Annotated in this window: 22 protein-coding genes; 12 read left to right on the top strand and 10 right to left on the bottom strand. The window is 48.5% G+C overall.

All coding sequences use genetic code 11. The annotated features are described in order from the left end of the window. Positions 1–23: 23 nt before the first annotated feature. The gene (locus G499_RS0102280) at positions 24–1,406 is read right to left on the bottom strand and encodes a poly(R)-hydroxyalkanoic acid synthase subunit PhaE (protein WP_026998598.1); all 1,383 of its coding nucleotides are present in this window, start codon (positions 1,404–1,406) and stop codon (positions 24–26) included. A 217-nt stretch (positions 1,407–1,623) separates the two neighbouring features. On the opposite strand from G499_RS0102280, the gene G499_RS0102285 reads away from it, so the two are divergent. The 3 genes from G499_RS0102285 to G499_RS0102295 all read left to right on the top strand — a co-directional run bounded on the left by G499_RS0102285 (position 1,624) and on the right by G499_RS0102295 (position 4,075). Next, entirely contained in the window at positions 1,624–2,028 is a 405-nt protein-coding gene (locus tag G499_RS0102285; protein WP_026998599.1) for a MaoC family dehydratase, read from the top strand. A gap of 145 nt (positions 2,029–2,173) precedes the next feature. Then, a complete protein-coding gene (locus G499_RS0102290; protein ID WP_026998600.1) occupies positions 2,174–3,463 on the top strand; it encodes a methylmalonyl-CoA mutase family protein in 1,290 nt (429 codons plus the stop codon). Positions 3,464–3,475: 12 nt separating this feature from the next. After that, positions 3,476–4,075 carry a hypothetical protein gene (locus G499_RS0102295; protein ID WP_161627673.1) on the top strand — a complete coding sequence of 200 codons (600 nt, stop codon included), beginning with the start codon at positions 3,476–3,478 and terminating at the stop codon, positions 4,073–4,075. 23 nt (positions 4,076–4,098) lie between these two features. On the opposite strand, the gene G499_RS0102300 is transcribed toward G499_RS0102295, so the two are convergent. The 5 genes from G499_RS0102300 to G499_RS20835 form a co-directional block, all read right to left on the bottom strand. After that, complete coding sequence (locus G499_RS0102300; RefSeq protein WP_026998602.1) at positions 4,099–4,311, bottom strand: hypothetical protein; 213 nt, start codon at positions 4,309–4,311, stop codon at positions 4,099–4,101. Positions 4,312–4,417: 106 nt separating this feature from the next. Further along, a complete protein-coding gene (gene murQ, locus G499_RS0102305) occupies positions 4,418–5,257 on the bottom strand; it encodes an N-acetylmuramic acid 6-phosphate etherase (protein WP_026998603.1) in 840 nt (279 codons plus the stop codon). Between the two features lie 72 nt (positions 5,258–5,329). Then, complete coding sequence (locus G499_RS0102310; RefSeq protein WP_026998604.1) at positions 5,330–6,283, bottom strand: aldose 1-epimerase; 954 nt, start codon at positions 6,281–6,283, stop codon at positions 5,330–5,332. 101 nt (positions 6,284–6,384) lie between these two features. Further along, the gene (locus tag G499_RS0102315; protein ID WP_026998605.1) at positions 6,385–7,569 is read right to left on the bottom strand and encodes a trans-sulfuration enzyme family protein; all 1,185 of its coding nucleotides are present in this window, start codon (positions 7,567–7,569) and stop codon (positions 6,385–6,387) included. A gap of 92 nt (positions 7,570–7,661) precedes the next feature. Beyond that, the gene (locus G499_RS20835; RefSeq protein WP_161627674.1) at positions 7,662–8,687 is read right to left on the bottom strand and encodes a tetratricopeptide repeat protein; all 1,026 of its coding nucleotides are present in this window, start codon (positions 8,685–8,687) and stop codon (positions 7,662–7,664) included. Between the two features lie 137 nt (positions 8,688–8,824). Between G499_RS20835 and G499_RS21655 the strand changes: the two genes are divergently transcribed. From G499_RS21655 to G499_RS0102335, 3 genes are read left to right on the top strand one after another with little or no spacing between them, the layout of a single operon-like run. Next, complete coding sequence (locus G499_RS21655; protein WP_161627675.1) at positions 8,825–9,034, top strand: hypothetical protein; 210 nt, start codon at positions 8,825–8,827, stop codon at positions 9,032–9,034. Positions 9,035–9,092: 58 nt separating this feature from the next. Further along, on the top strand, positions 9,093–9,233 hold the full coding sequence (locus tag G499_RS21660; RefSeq protein WP_154658285.1) for a hypothetical protein: 141 nt from the start codon (positions 9,093–9,095) through the stop codon (positions 9,231–9,233). A 25-nt stretch (positions 9,234–9,258) separates the two neighbouring features. Beyond that, on the top strand, positions 9,259–9,837 hold the full coding sequence (locus tag G499_RS0102335; RefSeq protein WP_026998606.1) for a hypothetical protein: 579 nt from the start codon (positions 9,259–9,261) through the stop codon (positions 9,835–9,837). Between the two features lie 135 nt (positions 9,838–9,972). On the opposite strand, the gene G499_RS0102340 is transcribed toward G499_RS0102335, so the two are convergent. Both G499_RS0102340 and G499_RS0102345 read right to left on the bottom strand, forming a co-directional pair. Continuing rightward, on the bottom strand, positions 9,973–10,770 hold the full coding sequence (locus tag G499_RS0102340; RefSeq protein WP_026998607.1) for an inositol monophosphatase family protein: 798 nt from the start codon (positions 10,768–10,770) through the stop codon (positions 9,973–9,975). 109 nt (positions 10,771–10,879) lie between these two features. Beyond that, complete coding sequence (locus G499_RS0102345; protein ID WP_026998608.1) at positions 10,880–11,623, bottom strand: LytR/AlgR family response regulator transcription factor; 744 nt, start codon at positions 11,621–11,623, stop codon at positions 10,880–10,882. Positions 11,624–11,788: 165 nt separating this feature from the next. Here G499_RS0102345 and G499_RS20840 point away from each other — a divergent pair, with 165 nt between their 5' ends. Next, the gene (locus tag G499_RS20840; protein ID WP_051295845.1) at positions 11,789–13,804 is read left to right on the top strand and encodes a sensor histidine kinase; all 2,016 of its coding nucleotides are present in this window, start codon (positions 11,789–11,791) and stop codon (positions 13,802–13,804) included. A gap of 25 nt (positions 13,805–13,829) precedes the next feature. Here the strand turns inward: G499_RS20840 and G499_RS0102355 are convergent, their stop codons facing one another. Beyond that, the gene (locus G499_RS0102355) at positions 13,830–15,089 is read right to left on the bottom strand and encodes a sterol desaturase family protein (protein WP_035726267.1); all 1,260 of its coding nucleotides are present in this window, start codon (positions 15,087–15,089) and stop codon (positions 13,830–13,832) included. Positions 15,090–15,337: 248 nt separating this feature from the next. Then, the gene (locus tag G499_RS0102360) at positions 15,338–15,724 is read right to left on the bottom strand and encodes a RidA family protein (RefSeq protein WP_026998610.1); all 387 of its coding nucleotides are present in this window, start codon (positions 15,722–15,724) and stop codon (positions 15,338–15,340) included. A 101-nt stretch (positions 15,725–15,825) separates the two neighbouring features. Here G499_RS0102360 and nadD point away from each other — a divergent pair, with 101 nt between their 5' ends. From nadD to rpmI, 5 genes are all read left to right on the top strand, one after another. Then, positions 15,826–16,398, top strand: a complete 573-nt coding sequence (gene nadD, locus G499_RS0102365; protein WP_026998611.1) for a nicotinate (nicotinamide) nucleotide adenylyltransferase — start codon at positions 15,826–15,828, stop codon at positions 16,396–16,398. 123 nt (positions 16,399–16,521) lie between these two features. Then, a complete protein-coding gene (gene carA, locus G499_RS0102370) occupies positions 16,522–17,613 on the top strand; it encodes a glutamine-hydrolyzing carbamoyl-phosphate synthase small subunit (RefSeq protein ID WP_026998612.1) in 1,092 nt (363 codons plus the stop codon). Beyond that, positions 17,613–18,155, top strand: coding sequence for a cupin domain-containing protein (locus G499_RS0102375; RefSeq protein WP_035726269.1), 543 nt, complete (start codon positions 17,613–17,615; stop codon positions 18,153–18,155). Before carA ends, G499_RS0102375 begins: the two co-directional genes overlap by 1 nt. Before the next feature lie 232 nt (positions 18,156–18,387). After that, positions 18,388–18,852: a hypothetical protein gene (locus G499_RS0102385; RefSeq protein WP_026998614.1), complete on the top strand. Its 465-nt coding sequence runs from the start codon at positions 18,388–18,390 to the stop codon at positions 18,850–18,852. A gap of 124 nt (positions 18,853–18,976) precedes the next feature. After that, on the top strand, positions 18,977–19,171 hold the full coding sequence (gene rpmI, locus G499_RS0102390) for a 50S ribosomal protein L35 (protein WP_026998615.1): 195 nt from the start codon (positions 18,977–18,979) through the stop codon (positions 19,169–19,171). Positions 19,172–19,197 lie beyond the last annotated feature (26 nt).

Genomic DNA, 19,197 nt, shown 5'->3' on the forward strand with positions numbered 1-19,197 from the left:
GAAGCACTGTTCGGGGGCTAAATCTAGTTGTTGGCCTTCACTTCTTCGGTTTTGCGCCGGGTAGAGGTCTTGCGAGGAGTGGTAGTTTTGGGAGCTGGGGATTCTTCGGAGGCTTTGGGCGTTGGGGTTTTCTCCGCAGGAGTCGCCTTGGCTGTCGATGTAGGGGTGGTGGCTCTGGTTGGCGCTTGTTGTTGGAGTTGTTGCTCTATCTGGCGGATCTTCTGACGGAGCTCATAGATGGTTTTATTCATCTCATCTACCTCTGAACGTGGAACTATGGGGAGCGGAGCCAAGAAATACTCCATTTGCTTGTCAAGCTTGGTTTTGAGCAGCATACTGGCATTGACCATTTCACCTTGGGCTCTGGAGTAGGCATCACTGGCAAATAGCTGAATCATATCCGATTCAAAAGTGCTAATCCAGAAACCATAAAACTCATCAAATCCTACTACTTGGGCGCTTTGGCCTACTTTTTCCATCAGCTTGCGGACGACATTTTCGAGCGAGCGATAACCCTGAACTTGTACCATTGTCTGGATTTCGGTAGCGCGAACATAATACTGCATCATCAGTTGTTGGATTTCGGCTGAGAGTAGGGTCATTTCTTTGTCCCTACCGGCGGGCATCATCGTCATAGCCGGCCCCGAGGGGTTGTATAGCTGCCCAGTAACAAAGTTGTGCATGCGGAGCAAAAGCCCTAGGCCTGTTCCGACCATAGCCTGTATGCCCTCGTCGCCAAAAGCTGAGCCGCGTTGGCCAAAAAAGTCATTATATTGTTTAAAATAATCCTGCAATTGCCCTAGGTTAAGCGGCGCGCTTTGCCCCATCATCTGGCTCAGAAGCGCGTTATATTTATTCATATCAAGCATCTGTTGGAAGGATTCGATGCCGAGGGAGTTGCTCTGAATGAATTTATAGATAGGTTGCCATAGTTCGAGCATCGACAAGTAAGTGCGGCTATTTTGCAAGAAGCTACTCAAGCCTTCGGGCGAGGTCATCGGGTGTTGAAAAGTTTGGCCAAACTGCTGCGAAAACTGTTCGTACATCTGGTTCCATTGGGCTTGCATGTCTTTCATAGGTTTTGTTTGATGAGTAATCAATTGAGTGGAAAGGTGTTTTTTGAGTATCTGGAGTAGGTCTTGGCTCATAGTAAATTGCATTTCGAGCCAAGCGCCCATCAAGTTAGGCAAAGCAGTATGATTGAGTTGCTCCGTAAAGTCGTGGACAGTATGGTGTAGAGCCTGCTGTTGTTGGTCAATCCATTGGCGATATTGAGCCGTATCGTGTTTGAGTTGTTGGAGGCTATTGAAAGAGTCTTTGAGTTTTTGAGAGGTATCTACGATATTGCCCATCAAATTTGCCGGAGAATTGAACCAAGCATCGAAAAAGTTTTTTGTACTATCCATAGGTATCGAGCATTGTCGTTGTTGTTCAAAAATAAAGACTAGGCCTTGCTTTTAAAAGCAATCCCCGAAAAAATCCAACTATAGGGTCTGAGTTTTTTTTCATTTGCACTAATTTTAAGCTGCTATTGTATTTCTCTAAGGATGTTTGGTGAATTCTAAAAAAAAGTGTACAATTGTATCTTACCGATACTGATTGTGAACCCTTTCGCCACCCCACATGATAGAACAAAACCAAGTCTACCGCCACCGATTCTCTTTCACACAAGCAGAGGTGGCCAAGTTTGCAGAAATCACCGGGGACAAAAACCCCATTCACCTTGACCCCAACTATGCGGCGCAAACACCCTTTCAAAAACCGATTATGCACGGGTTTTTGAGTGCTAGCGTATTTTCAAAAGTATTTGGGGTGTTGTTTCCCGGAGAGGGGACTATCTACCTGAGCCAGAACCTCAAGTTCAGAAAGCCGATGTTTGTGGAGCAAGAGTATGAGGCTGTTTTCAAAGTACTGAGCCTTCACCACGCCCGCCACCGTGCTACCATAGAAACTAATATTTACCTCGCCGGAACCGAAGAGCTGGTCTTGAGTGGGGAGGCAGAGGTAATGAACAACACTCAGATTTAATCTTGGACTGTAGCGCAGCAGTTTTAGCGTAGCTTGTCAAAGTTAACATGCGCTATTCAAAAATCAAAATATCTCTCCCGTCGAATGCCTAGCGCTACGGCAGCCGATTGTTCCCAAAATTGCCACTCAAAAATCGCCACTGTGTATGTCTGCCACAAAAAATCTTTTTGATACCTTCAAGACCCATGATATCGAAGCGCTTGTAAAAGCGGCTCAAGCTGAGCTCAAAGACAAACCTCTCGAAAGCTTGCACAAACAAAGCTACGAGGGTATCGATATTACTCCGTTTTATCATCCACAAGGGCGCAGCCCCTTACCTTTGCGCACCAATGGTGCTTGGCAAATAGCCGCACCGGCTTCTTGGGCTAGCGCTACCGCCTTGTTGACTCATGGCGCAGACAGTGTCTGGATAGGGGTTGCCGACTGGCAGGAGGCCCATTCTCTATCCTTGGCGCAAGCTCCACAGCGGTATCACTTATTTTTTGACAATCGGGCGGCGTTGGAGGCAGCCTTACCTCACACACAGGCGGCCAAAAGTCTAAGTTTTGACCCCTTGGCGCTAGCCTTGCGTAGCGGCAAAGCGCCTAGCCAAGCAGACTGGCAGGCGCAAGGGGCTTTGTATCAACAAAACAATGCTGTGCTCAGCGTCGACATCCGGCCTGTGCATAATGCTGGTGGCAGCGCCACACAGGAACTGGGCATTGGCTTAGCAATGTTGGTCGAAAATCTACACCAACTTAGTGAAGCCCAGTTGCTTCAACCAGCCACCCTCAAAGTATCCGTACGCTGGCAGGTCGCAATCGGAAGCCAATATTTTATGGAAATAGCCAAACTGCGCGCATTGCGCCTGTTATGGAGGCTGGTAGCTGATGCCTTTGGCCTAAACACCCAACTCGAAATACAAGCACATACAGCTACTTGGAACAAGAGCTTGCTTGATTCATATAACAATATGTTGCGCAATACCACCGAAGCCATGGCGGCTGTGATTGGCGGTGCGGATGTGCTGTCTGTCTGGCCACACAACCACATCGGAGAAGGGCAGAGTGCTTTTGCTGACCGTATCGCCCTCAATACTGCGTTATTGCTGCGCGAAGAAGCTCATCTTGACAAGGTGGCCGATGCTGCTGCCGGAGCTTATTTTGTAGAGCAACTCAGCGACCAACTGGCTGACAAAGCTTGGGCATACTTCCAAAGTTTAGAGGCTGCCGGAGGCTTTCTGAAGGCTGCTGCCAAAAATATTCCCCAAAACGATATAGCGGAGGTAGCCACCCGTAAAAGACAAGATTTTGCAGCCGGCAAGCTCGTGATGGTAGGGGTCAACAAGTTCCCCAACGCCAAGGATACCCTGAAAGAAGTCGCCGGCGCTCCTGCCCCCACTGCCGATTGGCAGGCGCTGCCCGAGCAACGCCTCGCACAAACTCCCTTAACCTAAAAGACTGTCGAAGTGATGTTAGCCCCCATCGAAGAACGCCTCCACCGCTTGGCCGCCGCCGTCAGACTAGTACACCCCAATCTCTCTTTTGAGCGCTGGACGTATCCGCCACCTTGGCAGCCACTTTTTTTCAAAATTGCGGCTGGGGTTTCTATGCTGTTGTTGCTTTTTCCGGTGTATTGGTGGGCGCAGCCCTCGCTTTGGCAGCCCGAAATAGTCAGGATAGCTAAGAGTATAGGCTTATTGGCTTTCCTTGGTTTCAAATCATATGAGTGGCTTAAAGACGACTTGATGCGCCAACACGCCCGCAAACTTCAGGAAGTACCGCCCAAAACACCTATTCCTAACCAAAGCTATCCGCTTACGGCAGCGCTACACACACTGTTGGAGCGCAGACATAACAGATTAGAACAAGCTGTTTTGGGCGCTTGGGTGGCTTTGATGGTGGGTGGTGTGGTTTTCGGATGGATATGGCCGCCGACTGCCGCCTATGTTGCTATGCCGGTCGTTTTCGGCTTTGCTGCTTTATGGGCTGTAGCCTATGGATTGACTATCTGGAGGCTGCGCCTTATCAAGGCGCAACTCCAAGCCTATGAGCGATTTTTGCCTTGATAGCCTCGGCGTGAGCATGGTAGTTAGTGGCTACGTTTGAGTGTCCAGAAAATCCAGTTGGCTCCGGCCACACAGGTAGCTACTTCCCAGCGATTCTTGCCCAGATCATTCAAGATGGCGACCAGTTCGGTGTAAGATCCGCTGAGTATCTCTTCCCTGCCATCGGGCAGGTTACAACGGATGCTGTTGGCTTCCCAAAGCCACTCTAACGAAGCGTATTCCCATTGTTGCTGCATTTTTGTAGGGGGTTAGTGAAGCGAATATTTGTATAATCCTTGTAAATCCTCAAATCAAGTAAACCTTGGCATCAATCGATGAGATTATGTCCAGCCGCAGTTGTTCTTAGCCTTTCTGACGCATATTATTTTCTTCAAATGCCTTTGCGGCAGCGCGTACACTCCCGTGTTTTTGTAATAAATCAGCGGCCTCTACGGTGGGTATTTGCAGCAACTCGACCAGCATTTTAGTTCCTCGCTCGATGAGTTTGTGGTTGGAGAGTTGCATATCGACCATTTTATTGTCTACCACGCGGCCTAGCTGTATCATCGTTACGGTCGAAATCATATTGAGTACCAGCTTTTGTGCGGTTCCAGCCTTCATCCGGGTGCTACCACTGATAAGCTCGGGTCCAACGACAACCTCTACAGGCAGCGCAGCCGCCTTGGCCAAAGCAGAGCCTGTATTGCAGACAATACAACCCGTAAGCATCCCGAAGGCACGGGCTTGGCTTACCCCGCCAATCACATAGGGCGTACGCCCCGAGGCGGCAATCCCGATGAGGATATCTTCGGGTTGGGGCTGATAGGCTTGTAAGTCCTGCCAAGCTTGTGTGGGGTCGTCTTCGGCAAATTCTACCGCCTTGCGGATGGCGCTATCGCCTCCGGCAATCAAACCAATGACCCGATCGTGAGGTACACCAAAAGTAGGTGGGCACTCCGAGGCATCTACAATCCCCAAGCGCCCGCTAGTGCCGGCACCGATGTAAAATAAGCGCCCGCCTGCTTGCATTCTAGGAACTATGGCCGCTATCAATGTCTCTATCTGAGGGAGTGCGCGAGCAATGGCCAAGGGGACGGTCTGGTCTTCTTGGTTGATATACTGCAACAATGTAGCGATAGATTGTTGCTCTAAATCACGATAAGGCGATGCTGACTCGGTAGTGCTGGAGGTGTTTTGAGACATTTACGATTTATGATTTATGATTTTACGGATTCGTAGTTCGTCAATCGTATCTCGTCAATCCAAGTGCTTCGATTAAACCAATGCTACTCCCCAGCTGAGGATAATCTGTTCATCAGGTTTAAGCTCTATCAAGCCCTTGTGGTGATTAAACGCATTTGGAGGGCAGGTCATTGGTTCGATGGCGATACTCTGCCTGTCAGCGGGGATGTACAGTTGTATATAATTGTACTTACCTTTACCACATTCTTGCCATATTTTGAGTTTGAGTTGTTTTTGGCGGTCAAACAAGTACAACTCGCTCCAAGGGAAGCGTGCATCCAACTCAAAACAATCATCAAAATTACGATCACCGATGGCTTGGTATTTTTGAAAATCCTTGAAAGCGTGCATTTCTTTAATTTGGGTGCGTGCATCATCCATTTCGAGTTGGCTGACTGGCTCAAACTTGAGCATCAGTTCGTCCACAGGGCTGCCTGTAGTAAAGTATGGATGCCAGCCATCGCCAATGGGCATAGAGGTAGAGCCAATGTTTTCGATGAGGGTCGTACACCGAAACCCTTCCGAACTATGGAGTTGATACGTGATTTCTATACGGTAGGGGAATGGGTATCCTTCTTTGTTGCCCCAGTAGTTAGACATCAGTGTGAGCGAACCGGAGCGGGCATCGGCCAAAGTACGGCTGACTTCAAAGGGAATCTCGTACATAAAGCCGTGGATGCTGTTCTGCTCTTGTGGGCGGTTGATGTGTAGCTGATAGGCCTCATCTTGATATTGGTATTGCCCTTGGTGGATGCGGTTAGGGAACGGCGACAACTTACAACCCCGGTATCCGCGCAGCGTTTCTAGCGTCTCTGGGCTAGGGTAGCCTTGTAGTAGAGGGTAAACCGTATCGCTCTCGTGGCGCAAAACCAACTCATTGAGCAAGGCTCCTTTTTCGGGGATAAAGGCGACATATTCGCCAGTTTGTTCATTGACAATTTTGTAATAATTGTAATTACCAAACTTCTCTTTTCTAATCTCAAACATACACTTATAGGATTTTGGGCGATGGGTTCTTCTGGGGTTTCAAGGGTTGGGCTATCGTTGTAGCAAACGGATAGTATATGGACTAGGTTTGGTCAAGGTGTCTATTGTGGCCACACGGCATCAAGGGCTTGACGTAGGTCGTCGAGCAAACTTTCTGGCTCTTCCAATCCGATATAAAAACGAATCATATCCCAGGGCAGTACGCTACCTTGATAATTTTCAGAATCGTACAATACACAAGCCGGGAAGATGAGCGATTCATAGCTTCCCCACGATACCGCCAACAAGAAACGCTTGAGATGGTTGCAGAAAGCCTCTACCTGCTCCATCTGGTCGGCTTTGAGGCGGATAGAAAACTGCCCGGCGGGCTGCTTCATTTGGCTTTTGGCCAGCTCATATTGAGGGTTGTTGGGCGAATAGGGGTAGTATACCTCAGCTACTGCTGGGTGGGCTTCGAGGAAACGTACGATTTCGGGGGTAGTTTTGGCCACACGCTCCATCCGAAGGGGCAGGGTACGCAGTCCACGCAGCAAGAGCCACGAGTTGAAGGGCGAAGCTACGCCGCCCATCGTCATATATTCGGCGTTGAATATCTGCTGCATCATCGCCTTGGTGCCACAGGCTACCCCGGCTACGGCATCGCTGTGTCCGGCAATGTATTTAGTGGCTGAGTGGCAGACAATGTCGATGCCCATCTCAATGGGATTTTGGAGCAGTGGCGTAGCATAGCTATTGTCTACTACGGTCAGGAGCTGGTGCTTTTTGGCCAATTGCGCCAGCGCCCGCAGGTCCTGCTGCTCGAAGGTCCAAGAGTTGGGACTTTCGGCATAGAGAATGCGCGTATTGGGCCGTATAGCAGCCTCATACTGGGCGATGTCTTGCCCGTCGACTTGTGTAACCGATATCCCGAAGCGGGGCATCCATTCGGTCAGAAGGCGGTTGGTCCAAGAGTAGGGCTTCTGTACAGCCACCACGTGGTCTCCGGCTTTGAGGTTGGCCAACAACGCTGCCGAGATAGCCGCTACCCCACTAGAAAAGATGAGGGCATCTTCTGCTTTTTCTAGGGCGGCCATTTTTTGGCGCAAGATGTCAGTGGTAGGGTTATGCCCACGGGTATAAAAGGGCAACTCTGATTCGTGTTGGATGGTATGGCGCATTTCGGCCACGGTTTGAAAGGCAAACATCACCGATTGGTAAATCGGCGGCGCAGCAGCATTCAAAAATTGTGAGCGGTCTTCGCCCAAATGATTGATGATATAGGAAAGGTCAGCAGACAGGTCGTCCATAGTATTATTTGAGGGCTAGGGTTAGTGGTATAGAAAATGTTAAAAACTTTCAATCGTCAATCCCAAATCGTCAATCGAAAACACTACGATGTTTAGGGCAAATTTTTGGCCAAGTTTTTAGGGATAAACTTGCGCTGATATTCTGGCATACGCGCCCAGAGGGCGTTGGCTTTTTGGCTTTCGCCTTTGAGTTGGTGTAGCAGCGCTTCATAGCCTGCCAAGCTGATAGGTTTGGGGCTGCGAGAGGCTTTTTCGAGCCAATAGGCGGCGCTATCAGCTTGTTGTGTTTGCAGATAAAGCCCTGCACGGTAGAGCGCCGCGTGGGCATTGTCGGCCTCTAGCTTTTGCGCTCTTATAAGCCAGTAGGCGGCGCTGTCGGGCTTGTTTTGGGTGATATAGTACAGCGCCTGATGTGCCAAGTTGTAGGATTCATACGGGCGGGAGGCAATAGCCCGTTGGAAATAATCTTGTGCCTTGGGCAAGTCGTTTTGTACCAAGGCCAGCCTGCCGAGATTGGTGAGAGCAAAATCCGCCTTGGGGTTTTGGGCAATCACGGCCTGCAAATCTTGCTCGGCTGCCTCCCAGTTGCCCGTCAGCAGGTGCATATAGCCTCGGCTGTCTTGCCCGACAGCGTCCTTGGGGCTTAAAACTAAAAACCGATCTAATACCGTAACAGCCTCCTCATAGCGCTCTAGTTGCATCAGGGCACGGGCCTTGGCCAGATACACAAGGGCGGTATCGGTATATACTTTTTCGACTTTGGCCAAATCTTGCAAAGCCAACTCATATTCCCCTAGGGCATAGCGCAAATTGGCACGGTTGAAATAGGCATCAGTATAGTCTTTGTTGAGATGTAAGGCTTGGTCAAAATCTTGAGCTGCTTGCGCATACAAACGCAGATTTAGATAGGCTACCCCACGGTTGTTATACACATCGGCAAAGCTAGTATCGGCACGTATGGCATCACTAAAATAGCGCGCAGCCATCTCATATTCTTGATTTTGGAGAGATTTATTGCCTTTCAAAAAGAAGTGTGTCATCTTCTCGCGGGGTGTTTGGCGACAAGAGAGTAAGAAAAAGGCTAAAAGCAACAAATAGGTGTAACGAAGTTGCATCATCAAAGAGGGAATATTGGTAATAAAAACAAAGGAACAACTCATAAACAAACAGATAGCATTTTGAGATAAATAATATCTGTTAAAAACTTGCACATATCCTACATCGCTATTATTTTTGTATTAATAATCATACATAAGTGTTATCAGCAGGTAGCCATACCTCAAAGTTAATCAAAAACTATCAACAAACTTTTTTAGTGATGGCCAATCAACAAAGTACTCAAAAGTTATTGTCTGACTTAGAGGCAACCGTTAAAGAGTTAAAAGAAATTCACCAAAACCGCGCAAATATCCTAGATAAGGTCGCGAAGAAGAAAGAGCAAATCAAAAACACCTCTTCCCAATAACCGGAGGTTTGTTCAAAGGCAAGCCTCTATTTTCAAACACCCCTAAATCGCTACACCTATGAGCACTCAAAAGAAAAAAGCAAGTAATAAGGAGCTAATGGAAGATCTAGAGGCCGCCGTAAAAGAGCTGAAAGCCATCCACGACCACCGTGCTGCCTTGCTGAAGAAAGTAGCCGAAAAAACCCCACAGGGCAAATAAGCTTGCGTTTGAACACTCCTTCGGAATGGTGCCTACCAAGTCTCATTCCGACATCATTACTACGCTCTTGGTCTTACTGAGGGCGTTTTTTATTGCCCAAAACCAGCCACTTGTGCAACTTTTTGCGGAGCGTTACAGTTTGATAAAGAAGTCTTTTTCGCCTTTTTCATCCCTGTGGTTTGATCTCATTATGGACTTAATCCTCAAAGTAATCGCTGTTATTTTTGCATTTTTTGGCGGGCGCAATACTCTTGGGCATCTTTTTGCGCTCTTGGCCGGCACCTCACACTACCCTATTCTCGAAGACCTAGGGCTGTTGTTTATTTTTGGGCTTTCACCATTAGGGATTGCTGTTGGGCTTTGGCGCTTGTCTGGCAGGGTCTCTTATCAGGCGCTCTACAACAAACTAGAGCCTAAGGCGCTGGCGATTGCCAAGCGCAATCAGGGGCGCGTATCGGCGGCGTTATTGGCCAAGGATGCTGGCATTCCGGTTAGCCAAGCGCAACGCGTGTTAGAAGATATGCGCGAAAAATATGCCCTCTTGCCGGAGCTCGATGAGCGCAATGGGCAAATCTGGTATGATGTCTCTACCTTATTGGCCTAATAAATACCTTGGAATAATAGCGCTATCCAGCCCGAAAGGCTATTTAGTTACAAGGGATTGGTTTGCCAAGTGGGGCTGCACGTTCTTGGTTCAAAACCTTTGCGCATCAAGTCGGGCAAATCAAATTCCTCTACATTAAACCCAAAACTGCTGGATGAGCGGCAATAGATGTGGCATTAGGTGGCCATTGGTGGCGACAATCTCACGGCCAAAGATAAAATTTTGCCCACCATTGAACGTACTAACCTCTCCACCGGCTTCTTGCACAATCAGTGCTCCGGCGGCCACATCCCAAGCATTGAGGTTGTATTCAAAAAAAGCATCAAATCTTCCGGCGGCCACATAGGCCAGATCTACCGCTGCCGAGCCCATCCGCCGCAGCCCGTGGGTATGTTGCATGAGGTGGCGCAAGACCGCGATATACTCGTCCATCCGCTCAAAATCTGTATAAGGAAAGCCAGTGGCGAGCAGTGCTTGTTTGGCTTTGGCAATAGACGAAGTCTGGATGGGGCGCTCGTTGAGAAAAGCGCCGCCGCCTTTGGTAGCGCTAAAACATTCGTCTTGGTTGACCTCATAGACTACGCCTAGAATCGGTGTTTCGCCCTCCAACAAAGCAATACTGACAGAGTATATCGGCACACCGTGGATGAAGTTAGTCGTACCATCGAGGGGGTCAATAATCCAATGATACTTTGTTTGGCTTAGTTTATGGCTTTCTGGGTCTTCTTCAGAAACGACACCTGCTTCGGGCAGCGCTTGGTGTAGCGCCTTCAACACTTGTTTTTCGGCTTCTTTATCCACATACGAAACCAAGTCGTTGGTGCCTTTATACTCTACCTTGTCTTGGCTGAAGTTTTTCGATTCTTGCCTGATAAACTGTCCTACTTCACGGGCGGCAGCAGCAACCTCGCGGCTGAGTTGGGTCAAATTCATATCTTGTGCTAAGGGGCTTTACAATAATGAGGTGATACACGAATATACGGAAAAAAGGCATAGGTGTATGCTTTGTGCGGTGGATTTCAGGCCAAAAGGGTGGCCTTCTTTAGACAATGCGCAGGTGTTTGAGCAAGGCTTCGCGGTAGGTTTTGCCAACAGGGATATACTCCTTCTCGATGAGTAGGTTGTTGTCTTCGATGGCCTCTATCTTATCAATGGCCACAATATATGAGCGGTGTACGCGCAAAAAGGGAGGCATAGGCAGCAATTGTTCAAAGGCTTTGAGAGCCATACTGACTACGTGTTTTTCGTGGGTGGTTTTGAGCACACAGTAAATATCCCGGGCTTCAATCCATTGGATTTTGGACAAATCTACCCGCTCTAGGCGGTTCTTGGTTTTGACAAACAGCTGCTCGTTGAGCCAAAGCCCTTGTTGGGCACTTTGGGGGGCGGGTTGGCTCTGTTGTTTTTTGTGGCGATGTAAGGCCAGCTCTATAGCGCGTTGTAGGTCTTCTATTTTGGCTGGTTTGACAAGGTAGGCCTCCGGGTCTGTGATTTTGGCGCGCTCCAAGGTCTGCCGGTCGGCCAAGGCCGAAAGAAAAATAAAGGGAAGGTCTACGTGTTGGCGAAGCTGTTGGGCCGTATCGATGCCATCCCAAGCGCCGGCGAGGTTGATGTCGAGCAATACGAGGTCGGGTATCTGTGTTTGGAGTACTTCGAGCAGCGCCTCTCCTGACGATACCGCTGCCAAAACCTCATAGCCGAGCTTCTGGAGGTTGAGCCTAAGCTCTTGTGCAATGATGATATCATCCTCAACAATCGCAATTTGAATAGGGCCTTGATTTTTCATAAAAGTATATTGGTCATTTCGCCCGAAGCCTAAGAGGCTGTCTGCGAATATTTTATTGTACGCTACAAAGAGAACAAATGATTTGATTGTATAAGCGCCAAAAATTTTCCTACTTTGCTTGTTGAAGTTAAAAACAATCTCCCATTTATACAACTATTCCATCCATTGAAATACCACAAGCTTTTTTGGGGCATCTGTGTGTGGCTGTGGCTGATGGGGAATATGGGGCTGCAAGCGCAACACATCTCCGCAGATACAGTCAGGCTACACTCTGGCATTGCTTCGCTCGACCTTGGGGCAGAGGTATACCATCAGGGGCTAGGGCTTGTTGTTGACAGCATCGGGCAGTGGGGTGTTTATCAGACACATAGGCTAGAGTTTTGGCTACACAATCAAAGCAGCGATACCCTCCATTATCTGCTTGATGCGGGTAACTGGGCTTACCAAACATTGTTGATGGATGACTTAGAAACAAAAGCTGGCCAACGTTTACAGACCGGACGCTTTTTGCCCATATCAGCCCGTACTTACCCCCAACACGAACAATATTTCCCACTCAAATTGGCTCCCCAACAGATTTACCGCCTGCGGTTGAGCTTGCGGGAGGAGATGGCGTTTTACCAGCAACAAAAGCTACGTATACGCCTTCTCAATCCGGCTCAAGTACAGGAAGAACAAAGCAATATTTTGTTTTATCAAGGGATTTTCCTGGGCATATTGGGCGTAATGGCTCTTTATAACTTCCTTATTTTCTGGGCTGTGCGCGATATTAGCTTCTGGTATTATGTCCTTTCCATTACGGGTTTGGGAATGTACTTTATGTTTTACTATGGGTTTTCGTTGGAGTGGCTATGGCCCGGTTGCCCCCGATGGCATGCCTACAGCTTTGCCTTTATTGTACCTTTCTCGCGTATTTCGTGGGTGATGTTTACCAAAACCTACCTCAACTTGTCTCATAACCTACCATCGGCCAACAAGGCAATCAATTATGTGATTTACCTCTACCTAGTGCCGCCCGTTTTGGGGACGGTGGCCTTGCTGTGGGGGTGGGATTTGAGCCGCCTAGCAGTAGACTGGATTGGAGTGATGGGGATTGTGGTATTGTCGGCTATGGTGGTATTGGGTATCTTGGTTTGGCGAGAGGGGTATCGGCCTGCGGCCTTTTTTTTGATTGCCAACATTATTTTCAGTTTTGGCTCTATTCTGTTTATTATCAGAGAAGTAGGTGTGTTCCCCGATACTTTGCTCACACGCTATAGCGTACAAATAGGCGCAGTAGTTCAGGTGGTTTTATTTTCGTTGGGCTTGGCCGACCGCCTCAATAGCGCCCAACAAGCGCTGGCACGGCAGGCTCTCGAAACAGAACGACTCGCCCTCGAAAAAGAAACAGAGCGTAAACGCCTGATAGAAGAACAAAAAGTAGCGCTAGAGCAAGAGGTTGCCCAGCGTACTGCCGATCTCAACCGTGTTGTTGCCCAGCTCCAAGAGCTGAACCATATCAAAGACCGCTTTTTTTCGATTATTTCCCACGACTTGCGCAGCCCCTTGGCTACCTTGGCATCGTTTCTTAATATTCTGATTGATTATTCGGACAACTTCAGTGCGGATGAACTTCAGCTGATGGCGCGCAAAACCCGCCAGTCGGTCAATAATCTCTCCGATTTGCTCGAAAATCTCCTCGAATGGGCGCTTTCACAAATGGACATGAGCCATTTTGAGCCACAACAACTGCCCTTGGAAAACTTGGTACAAGAGATTATCGGCCTGCTAGAGGTCAGTGCCCAAGAAAAAAATATCGTTGTACAAACCCACATCCCAGAACATTTGTCTGTATTTGCAGACCGCAATATGCTCTCTTTTGTACTGCGCAATGCCTTAGTCAATGCCTTGAAATTTACGGACAGCGGCGGTACCATCCAAATCTGTGCCCAAGAAGAGGGAGCCTTGGTTTGGGTACAAATCAAGGACAATGGCATCGGAATCAGTGCCGAAGACTTGGATAAGATTTTTAATCCGCAGTTACATTTCACCCGCCGAGGTACTCAGCACGAAAAAGGTACTGGCCTAGGGCTGTTGCTCTGCAAGGAGTTTGTAGAAAAAGGCGGGGGGCAGATTATCCTCCAAAGCGACTTAGGCAAAGGTACTACCTTGAGCTTTAGCGTGCCTGTTGTGAGGCCATAACAAGAAGGGGGCTGCCGCCTTTGCCTTATTTGAGCATCGGGTATTTTACCCCCAACAATTCGAGTTGGCCGGCGGCTTGCCGACGCAAGTACAGCAGCCACAACGAAGAACCTAAGGCCAGTGCAACCATAGCAGGCATTAGCCAGACAATCAGCGGCTGGGTGTATAACAAATAACTCACAGCACCCACACTGACCCAAAGCCGGGTGAGCTCTAGGGCATAGGCCCACGAACGATACTCAAACAACGCTCCTGTGCTGCCCACATACCATATCACCAACAAACACCCGATGACCTTGGGCAACAGGGGCAGCGTTTCGACCTGAAACAGCAGCAAGGCTGTCCCCACCATGGCCAGCAGGTATTGAATCAGCACATAGGCATTCAGCCCCGGAGTAGTAGGGGTTACAAACTTGGGAGTAGTTTGGCGGTCTACTTCTGGTATTGGCAGATAGGCTGCCATTTTGGCGCTCCAGCCTGGTTTGTAAAACAATACCTTGAGCTTATCTTGCCAAGAGCGGGCTTCAGAAAGTTGTTGGCCGATGGTTTTGAAGTGGGCAAAATTGACCCATACAGGATTCCAACTTTTGACCGGTGTTGTGATGCCATAGACAGGTTTGGCTTTTTCTTCTTGAAAAGTTCCAAACATCCTATCCCAGATGATGAAAACGCCACCGTGGTTTTTGTCAATATATTCGGGGTTGCGCCCGTGGTGTACGCGGTGGTGTGAAGGAGTGCTGAAGACCCACTCCAGCGGCCCGAGTTTGCCCACTATTTCGGTGTGAATCCAGAATTGGTAGATGAGATTCAGCCCTGATACATACACCACGTCTTCTGGGCGAAAGCCTACAAAGGCCAGCGGGAGGTAAAAAGGAGCAGTCCAGATACCTTGAAACCAACTTTGGCGCAAAGCCACTGAGAGGTTGTAGTCTTCGCTTTGGTGATGAACGACGTGCCCGCTCCACATCAAGTTGATTTCGTGGCTCATCCGGTGTGCCCAGTAGTAGCAAAAGTCCCAAGCAATGAACAGGATGATAAAGTTCAGCCAGCTAAACGTAGTCCCGACTAGTTGCAGATTGATGGGGGAGGTGTAGAGCCAAGCATAGATATTGACTCCTATCAGCCGCATCAATACAGCCACAATTTGTTGGCTTGCCCCAGTATTGATATTGGTAATGGCATCATTGAGGCGGTAGAGCTTTGTCTTTTGATAATGGGCGGCCATAAGCTCCAAACCTATCAGCAGGAAGTAGAGCGGGATGGCAATTGTAGTAGGGTTCAACATGGCGTTAAAATAGGTTATACCCAATCAATATTGGTTTGGGAAAGGTATGTACTGACAGTCCTTGAGCGTCAAGAAAATCAAATAAAATGAATCTTGGCGCAAAAACGCGCTATTGTATTGCATTCTGTCATCAAGGGAGAATATTTTACTTGTAGGGCAAGCCGATAACAAAATTAGGTATCTGCATCTAAAAATACAATAGCTTTACGCTTTTTGTCCTGTATTGCCTTTTTCAAAAGCGATTAGGCCTAGGGCAATACTGCTGAGGCTTCTATTTCTACCAACATATCGGGGTTTACCAATGCGCTGATGACCAGCATTGTGGAGGCGGGTCTAATGTCGCCAAACACCTCGGCATGCGCCGCACCTACAGCATCCCAGTCTTCGAGGCGCGTGAGATACACCCTCGTCCGTATGACATCCTCCAGCCCCGCCCCGGCTTGGCTGAGCGCTGTGCCAATTTTTTGGAAAATGTACATGGCCTGCGCGTAGGCATCACCCGTGCCAATGAGCTTGCCCTCTGCGTCGGAGGCTACCGTACCGGATACCTCGATAGTTTGGCCGATACGTACGGCACGTGAGTAGCCCACGCGGCTCTCCCAAGGCGCACCCGAAGAAATGTTTTGACGCTTCATTGTGGCTGTGTAGTTTTGTGGTTTCAACTTTTTTGAGCTAATATGGGTTTTGTCTATTCCCGGCAATTGCCAAGTTACTCAAAACAAATCAGAAGCACACGATGAAGATAGGCTTATTTTTTGGGTCTTTTAACCCTATTCATATCGGACATTTGGTCATCGCCAATACCATGGCCGAAACCACTGACCTGGACCAAGTCTGGATGATTGTTTCTCCTCAAAACCCGTTTAAAAAGCAAAAAAACCTCCTTCACGAGTTTGACCGTTATGACATGGTACAGCAAGCCATTGCTGACAATGCAAAGCTTCGCGTCAGCGACATTGAGTTTCACCTACCCAAGCCTAGCTATACCATCGACACCCTGACGGTCATACAGGAGCGTTTTGCCCAACACGAGTTTGTACTTATCATGGGAAGCGACAACCTGCGGCACTTTGAAAAGTGGAAAAACCACGACAAAATTCTGAAATACTTCAGCCTTTATGTATACCCACGCCCCGATAGCGAAGCTACCCAATGGGACAATCACCCGAAGGTGCGTTGGGTAGCGGCTCCAATGATGGATATTTCGGCTACTTTCATCCGGCGCTGTATCGAGGCGCGGCAGTCCATCCGCTATTTGGTTCCTGATGATGTCATTGCCTATATTGAGCGTAAAAAATTTTATCAATAAGCCCCTCGAGCGTAATTTTTAGCCCCTAAAGGTTGGCGTTTCAAGCCTAAATCCCGTAATTTGCAAGAATTTTGAGTATCGGTTGTTTCAGTTTTACCGCCTTTTTGCACCCCTCTTGCACTTATGAAAGAAGCCATTTTATTATTGGAAGACGGCACTTACCTCAAGGGTAAGGCCTTGGGCAAATTTAGCACCACCACCGGTGAGCTATGCTTCAACACCGGGATGACGGGCTACCAAGAAATCTACACAGACCCTTCGTATTATGGGCAAATTATTGTCAATACGAATGCACACATTGGCAACTATGGCACAGCAGCCAAGGACAATGAGTCGGATAGTGTCAAGATTAGCGGCTTGGTTTGCAACGCTTTTTCCCATTCTTTCTCGCGTGCCAAGGCCGAAGCCTCGCTACAAGATTACCTAGACCGCGCCGGCCTAGTAGGAATTTGGGATATCGACACCCGCGCTCTGGTAACTCACATCCGCAGCAAAGGAGCGATGAATGCCATTATCTCTACCGAGACTACTGAGCTTGAGGCGCTAAAGGCGCAGCTGGCTCAGGTTCCTTCAATGAAAGGACTGGAGCTTTCTTCTGCCGTAACGACCGAAAAGCCCTATTTTGTGGGCAATCCTGATGCCCGTTTCAAGGTAGCCGTACTTGACTTGGGTATCAAGCGCAATATTTTGAACAACTTCATCAGCCGCGACAGTTACTGCCAAGTATTTCCAGCACGTACGGACTTTGCGACGATGCAGGCCTGGCAGCCCGACGGGTATTTCATTTCTAATGGCCCCGGCGACCCTGCTGCGATGAGCTATGCCACCCAAACCGTTAAGGCCATTCTCGAAGCTGGAGTACCACTGTTTGGTATTTGCCTCGGGCATCAGATATTGGCGCAAGCAGTAGGCGTGAGTACGTATAAGATGCACAACGGGCACCGAGGACTGAACCACCCTGTCAAAAACCTAATCACCGGCAGGGCCGAAATCACCTCCCAAAACCACGGCTTTGGGGTAGACAAAAGCTCTTTGGAGCAAAACAGCCGCGTATTGGTAACGCATATCAACCTCAACGACCAGACTATCGAGGGAATCCGTATCAAGGATGCGCCGGCCTTTTCGGTACAATACCACCCCGAGTCATCGCCGGGCCCTCACGATTCGCGCTACCTCTTCGATGATTTTGTACAGCTTATGAAAGACAAACGCTAATGTCGGAGACCATTCGTCCACTTCATTATTGGGTAGCCCATCTAGGGCTACTCCCTCACCCTGAGGGTGGCTTTTATCAAGAAACCTACCGTGCCACGGGGCTAATACAGGCCGAGTCTTTGCCAAGCCCTATGCAGGGGCAAGGTGCTAACAACCGCAGCTATGCTACGGGAATCTACTTTTTGCTTACAGGCGATACTTTTTCGGCCTTTCATCGCATCCAGTCCGATGAAATGTGGCACTATTATACCGGCTCACATCCGCTGGAGGTGTTGGTCATTCACCCTGATGGTAGGCTACAAGAGTTGTACTTAGGCCCAGACCCTACACAAGGGCAAAGCTTTCAGGCCGTTGTTCCTGCTGGGGCTTGGTTTGCCTCTCGTGTGTTGAAGGCTACCACAGCAGAGGCCTATGCCTTAGTAGGCTGCACGGTTGCCCCGGGCTTTGATTTCGCAGACTTTGAGCTGGCTTCGGCTCAATCGCTCAGTGCCCAATACCCCCAACACACCCAGCTTATCAAGAGCCTTTGTCGGCTCTCGTGATGGTTGGCTGTAAAATAGAGCAGGAACAACACCTAGCTGCCTCCGTAGTGTTTATCACACCAACTTTTGTGATTGTCGTATATTGAGACATGATACCAAGAGTTACTTGATTTGAGGATTCTCAAAAGCTTTGATTTTCTTGATGCACAAGGATTTTCGGGGCAGACTTTTCCCAAACCAAGTTTTGATTGGATATAGCTATCAGGTCTTTAACACCAAACACAAGCAAGTAATGCATGCCATTGTAGAACTTTATAAGACAGCAGAAATGGAGGTGTATCTTCTCGACGATCTGATCCTGAGCCGCTGGTTACCAGCCTCTACAGACATGACCGAAGAAGTTTATCAAAAACACCTCAGTACAGTCATCAAGCTGTTTTGGGAGCAGGTAAATCAACAAAAACTCCAGTTTTCTTATGTATTGGACGATAGCAGGCAAATGTATTTTTCGATTTCGCCCGAGCTACAACAGTGGGCTGCTCGTGAGCTGGTGGCCTTCTACAAAGAGGTACGTCTGAAAAAGTATGCCCTCATTATGCCTCAAAGCTTTATCGAAAGCTTGGCTTTTGAGCAGACAATCGAAGAGGCCGCCAAACTACGGGCTATCGCCGGATACACAAGCAAATCTTTTGCAGACCCTGCCGAAGGGCTGGAGTGGCTTGGCAAACCACCTCTTACCCTGCCTTGGGAGTACTGAAAGCGAGCCTGCTAGCTGTTTTGAATGAGTGCCAAAGTTTCGAGACACTTGTTTTTTATTTTGAGCAAAATACTTAACTTTGCAGGCTCAAAATTTATTCTGTTATCACTCAAATCCCAATACAATGCCGAAAGTAAAACGCAACTCAAGCGCAAAAAAGCGTTTCAGCCTCACTGGCACCGGCAAAGTAAAGCGTAAGCACGCCTTCAAGCGTCACATCTTGACTAAAAAAACCACTAAGCAAAAGCGCGCGCTAACGCACTCAGGCTTGGTACACGAGTCAGATATGAACAACGTAAAGGCAATGCTGAACCTTTAATTTGTCTGTTCATTTGTATTTTTCAT

Source organism: Eisenibacter elegans DSM 3317 (assembly GCF_000430505.1).
Lineage (GTDB): Bacteria > Bacteroidota > Bacteroidia > Cytophagales > Microscillaceae > Eisenibacter > Eisenibacter elegans.

Coding starts and splice junctions, on each gene's coding strand:
- G499_RS0102280 (WP_026998598.1), bottom strand. CDS start 1,406: ATGGATAGTACAAAAAACTTTTTCGATGCTTGGTTCAATTCTCCGGCA.
- G499_RS0102285 (WP_026998599.1), top strand. CDS start 1,624: ATGATAGAACAAAACCAAGTCTACCGCCACCGATTCTCTTTCACACAA.
- G499_RS0102290 (WP_026998600.1), top strand. CDS start 2,174: ATGTCTGCCACAAAAAATCTTTTTGATACCTTCAAGACCCATGATATC.
- G499_RS0102300 (WP_026998602.1), bottom strand. CDS start 4,311: ATGCAGCAACAATGGGAATACGCTTCGTTAGAGTGGCTTTGGGAAGCC.
- murQ (WP_026998603.1), bottom strand. CDS start 5,257: ATGTCTCAAAACACCTCCAGCACTACCGAGTCAGCATCGCCTTATCGT.
- G499_RS0102310 (WP_026998604.1), bottom strand. CDS start 6,283: ATGTTTGAGATTAGAAAAGAGAAGTTTGGTAATTACAATTATTACAAA.
- G499_RS0102315 (WP_026998605.1), bottom strand. CDS start 7,569: ATGGACGACCTGTCTGCTGACCTTTCCTATATCATCAATCATTTGGGC.
- G499_RS20835 (WP_161627674.1), bottom strand. CDS start 8,687: ATGATGCAACTTCGTTACACCTATTTGTTGCTTTTAGCCTTTTTCTTA.
- G499_RS21660 (WP_154658285.1), top strand. CDS start 9,093: ATGAGCACTCAAAAGAAAAAAGCAAGTAATAAGGAGCTAATGGAAGAT.
- G499_RS0102335 (WP_026998606.1), top strand. CDS start 9,259: ATGGTGCCTACCAAGTCTCATTCCGACATCATTACTACGCTCTTGGTC.
- G499_RS0102340 (WP_026998607.1), bottom strand. CDS start 10,770: ATGAATTTGACCCAACTCAGCCGCGAGGTTGCTGCTGCCGCCCGTGAA.
- G499_RS0102345 (WP_026998608.1), bottom strand. CDS start 11,623: ATGAAAAATCAAGGCCCTATTCAAATTGCGATTGTTGAGGATGATATC.
- G499_RS0102355 (WP_035726267.1), bottom strand. CDS start 15,089: ATGTTGAACCCTACTACAATTGCCATCCCGCTCTACTTCCTGCTGATA.
- G499_RS0102360 (WP_026998610.1), bottom strand. CDS start 15,724: ATGAAGCGTCAAAACATTTCTTCGGGTGCGCCTTGGGAGAGCCGCGTG.
- nadD (WP_026998611.1), top strand. CDS start 15,826: ATGAAGATAGGCTTATTTTTTGGGTCTTTTAACCCTATTCATATCGGA.
- carA (WP_026998612.1), top strand. CDS start 16,522: ATGAAAGAAGCCATTTTATTATTGGAAGACGGCACTTACCTCAAGGGT.
- G499_RS0102375 (WP_035726269.1), top strand. CDS start 17,613: ATGTCGGAGACCATTCGTCCACTTCATTATTGGGTAGCCCATCTAGGG.
- G499_RS0102385 (WP_026998614.1), top strand. CDS start 18,388: ATGCATGCCATTGTAGAACTTTATAAGACAGCAGAAATGGAGGTGTAT.
- rpmI (WP_026998615.1), top strand. CDS start 18,977: ATGCCGAAAGTAAAACGCAACTCAAGCGCAAAAAAGCGTTTCAGCCTC.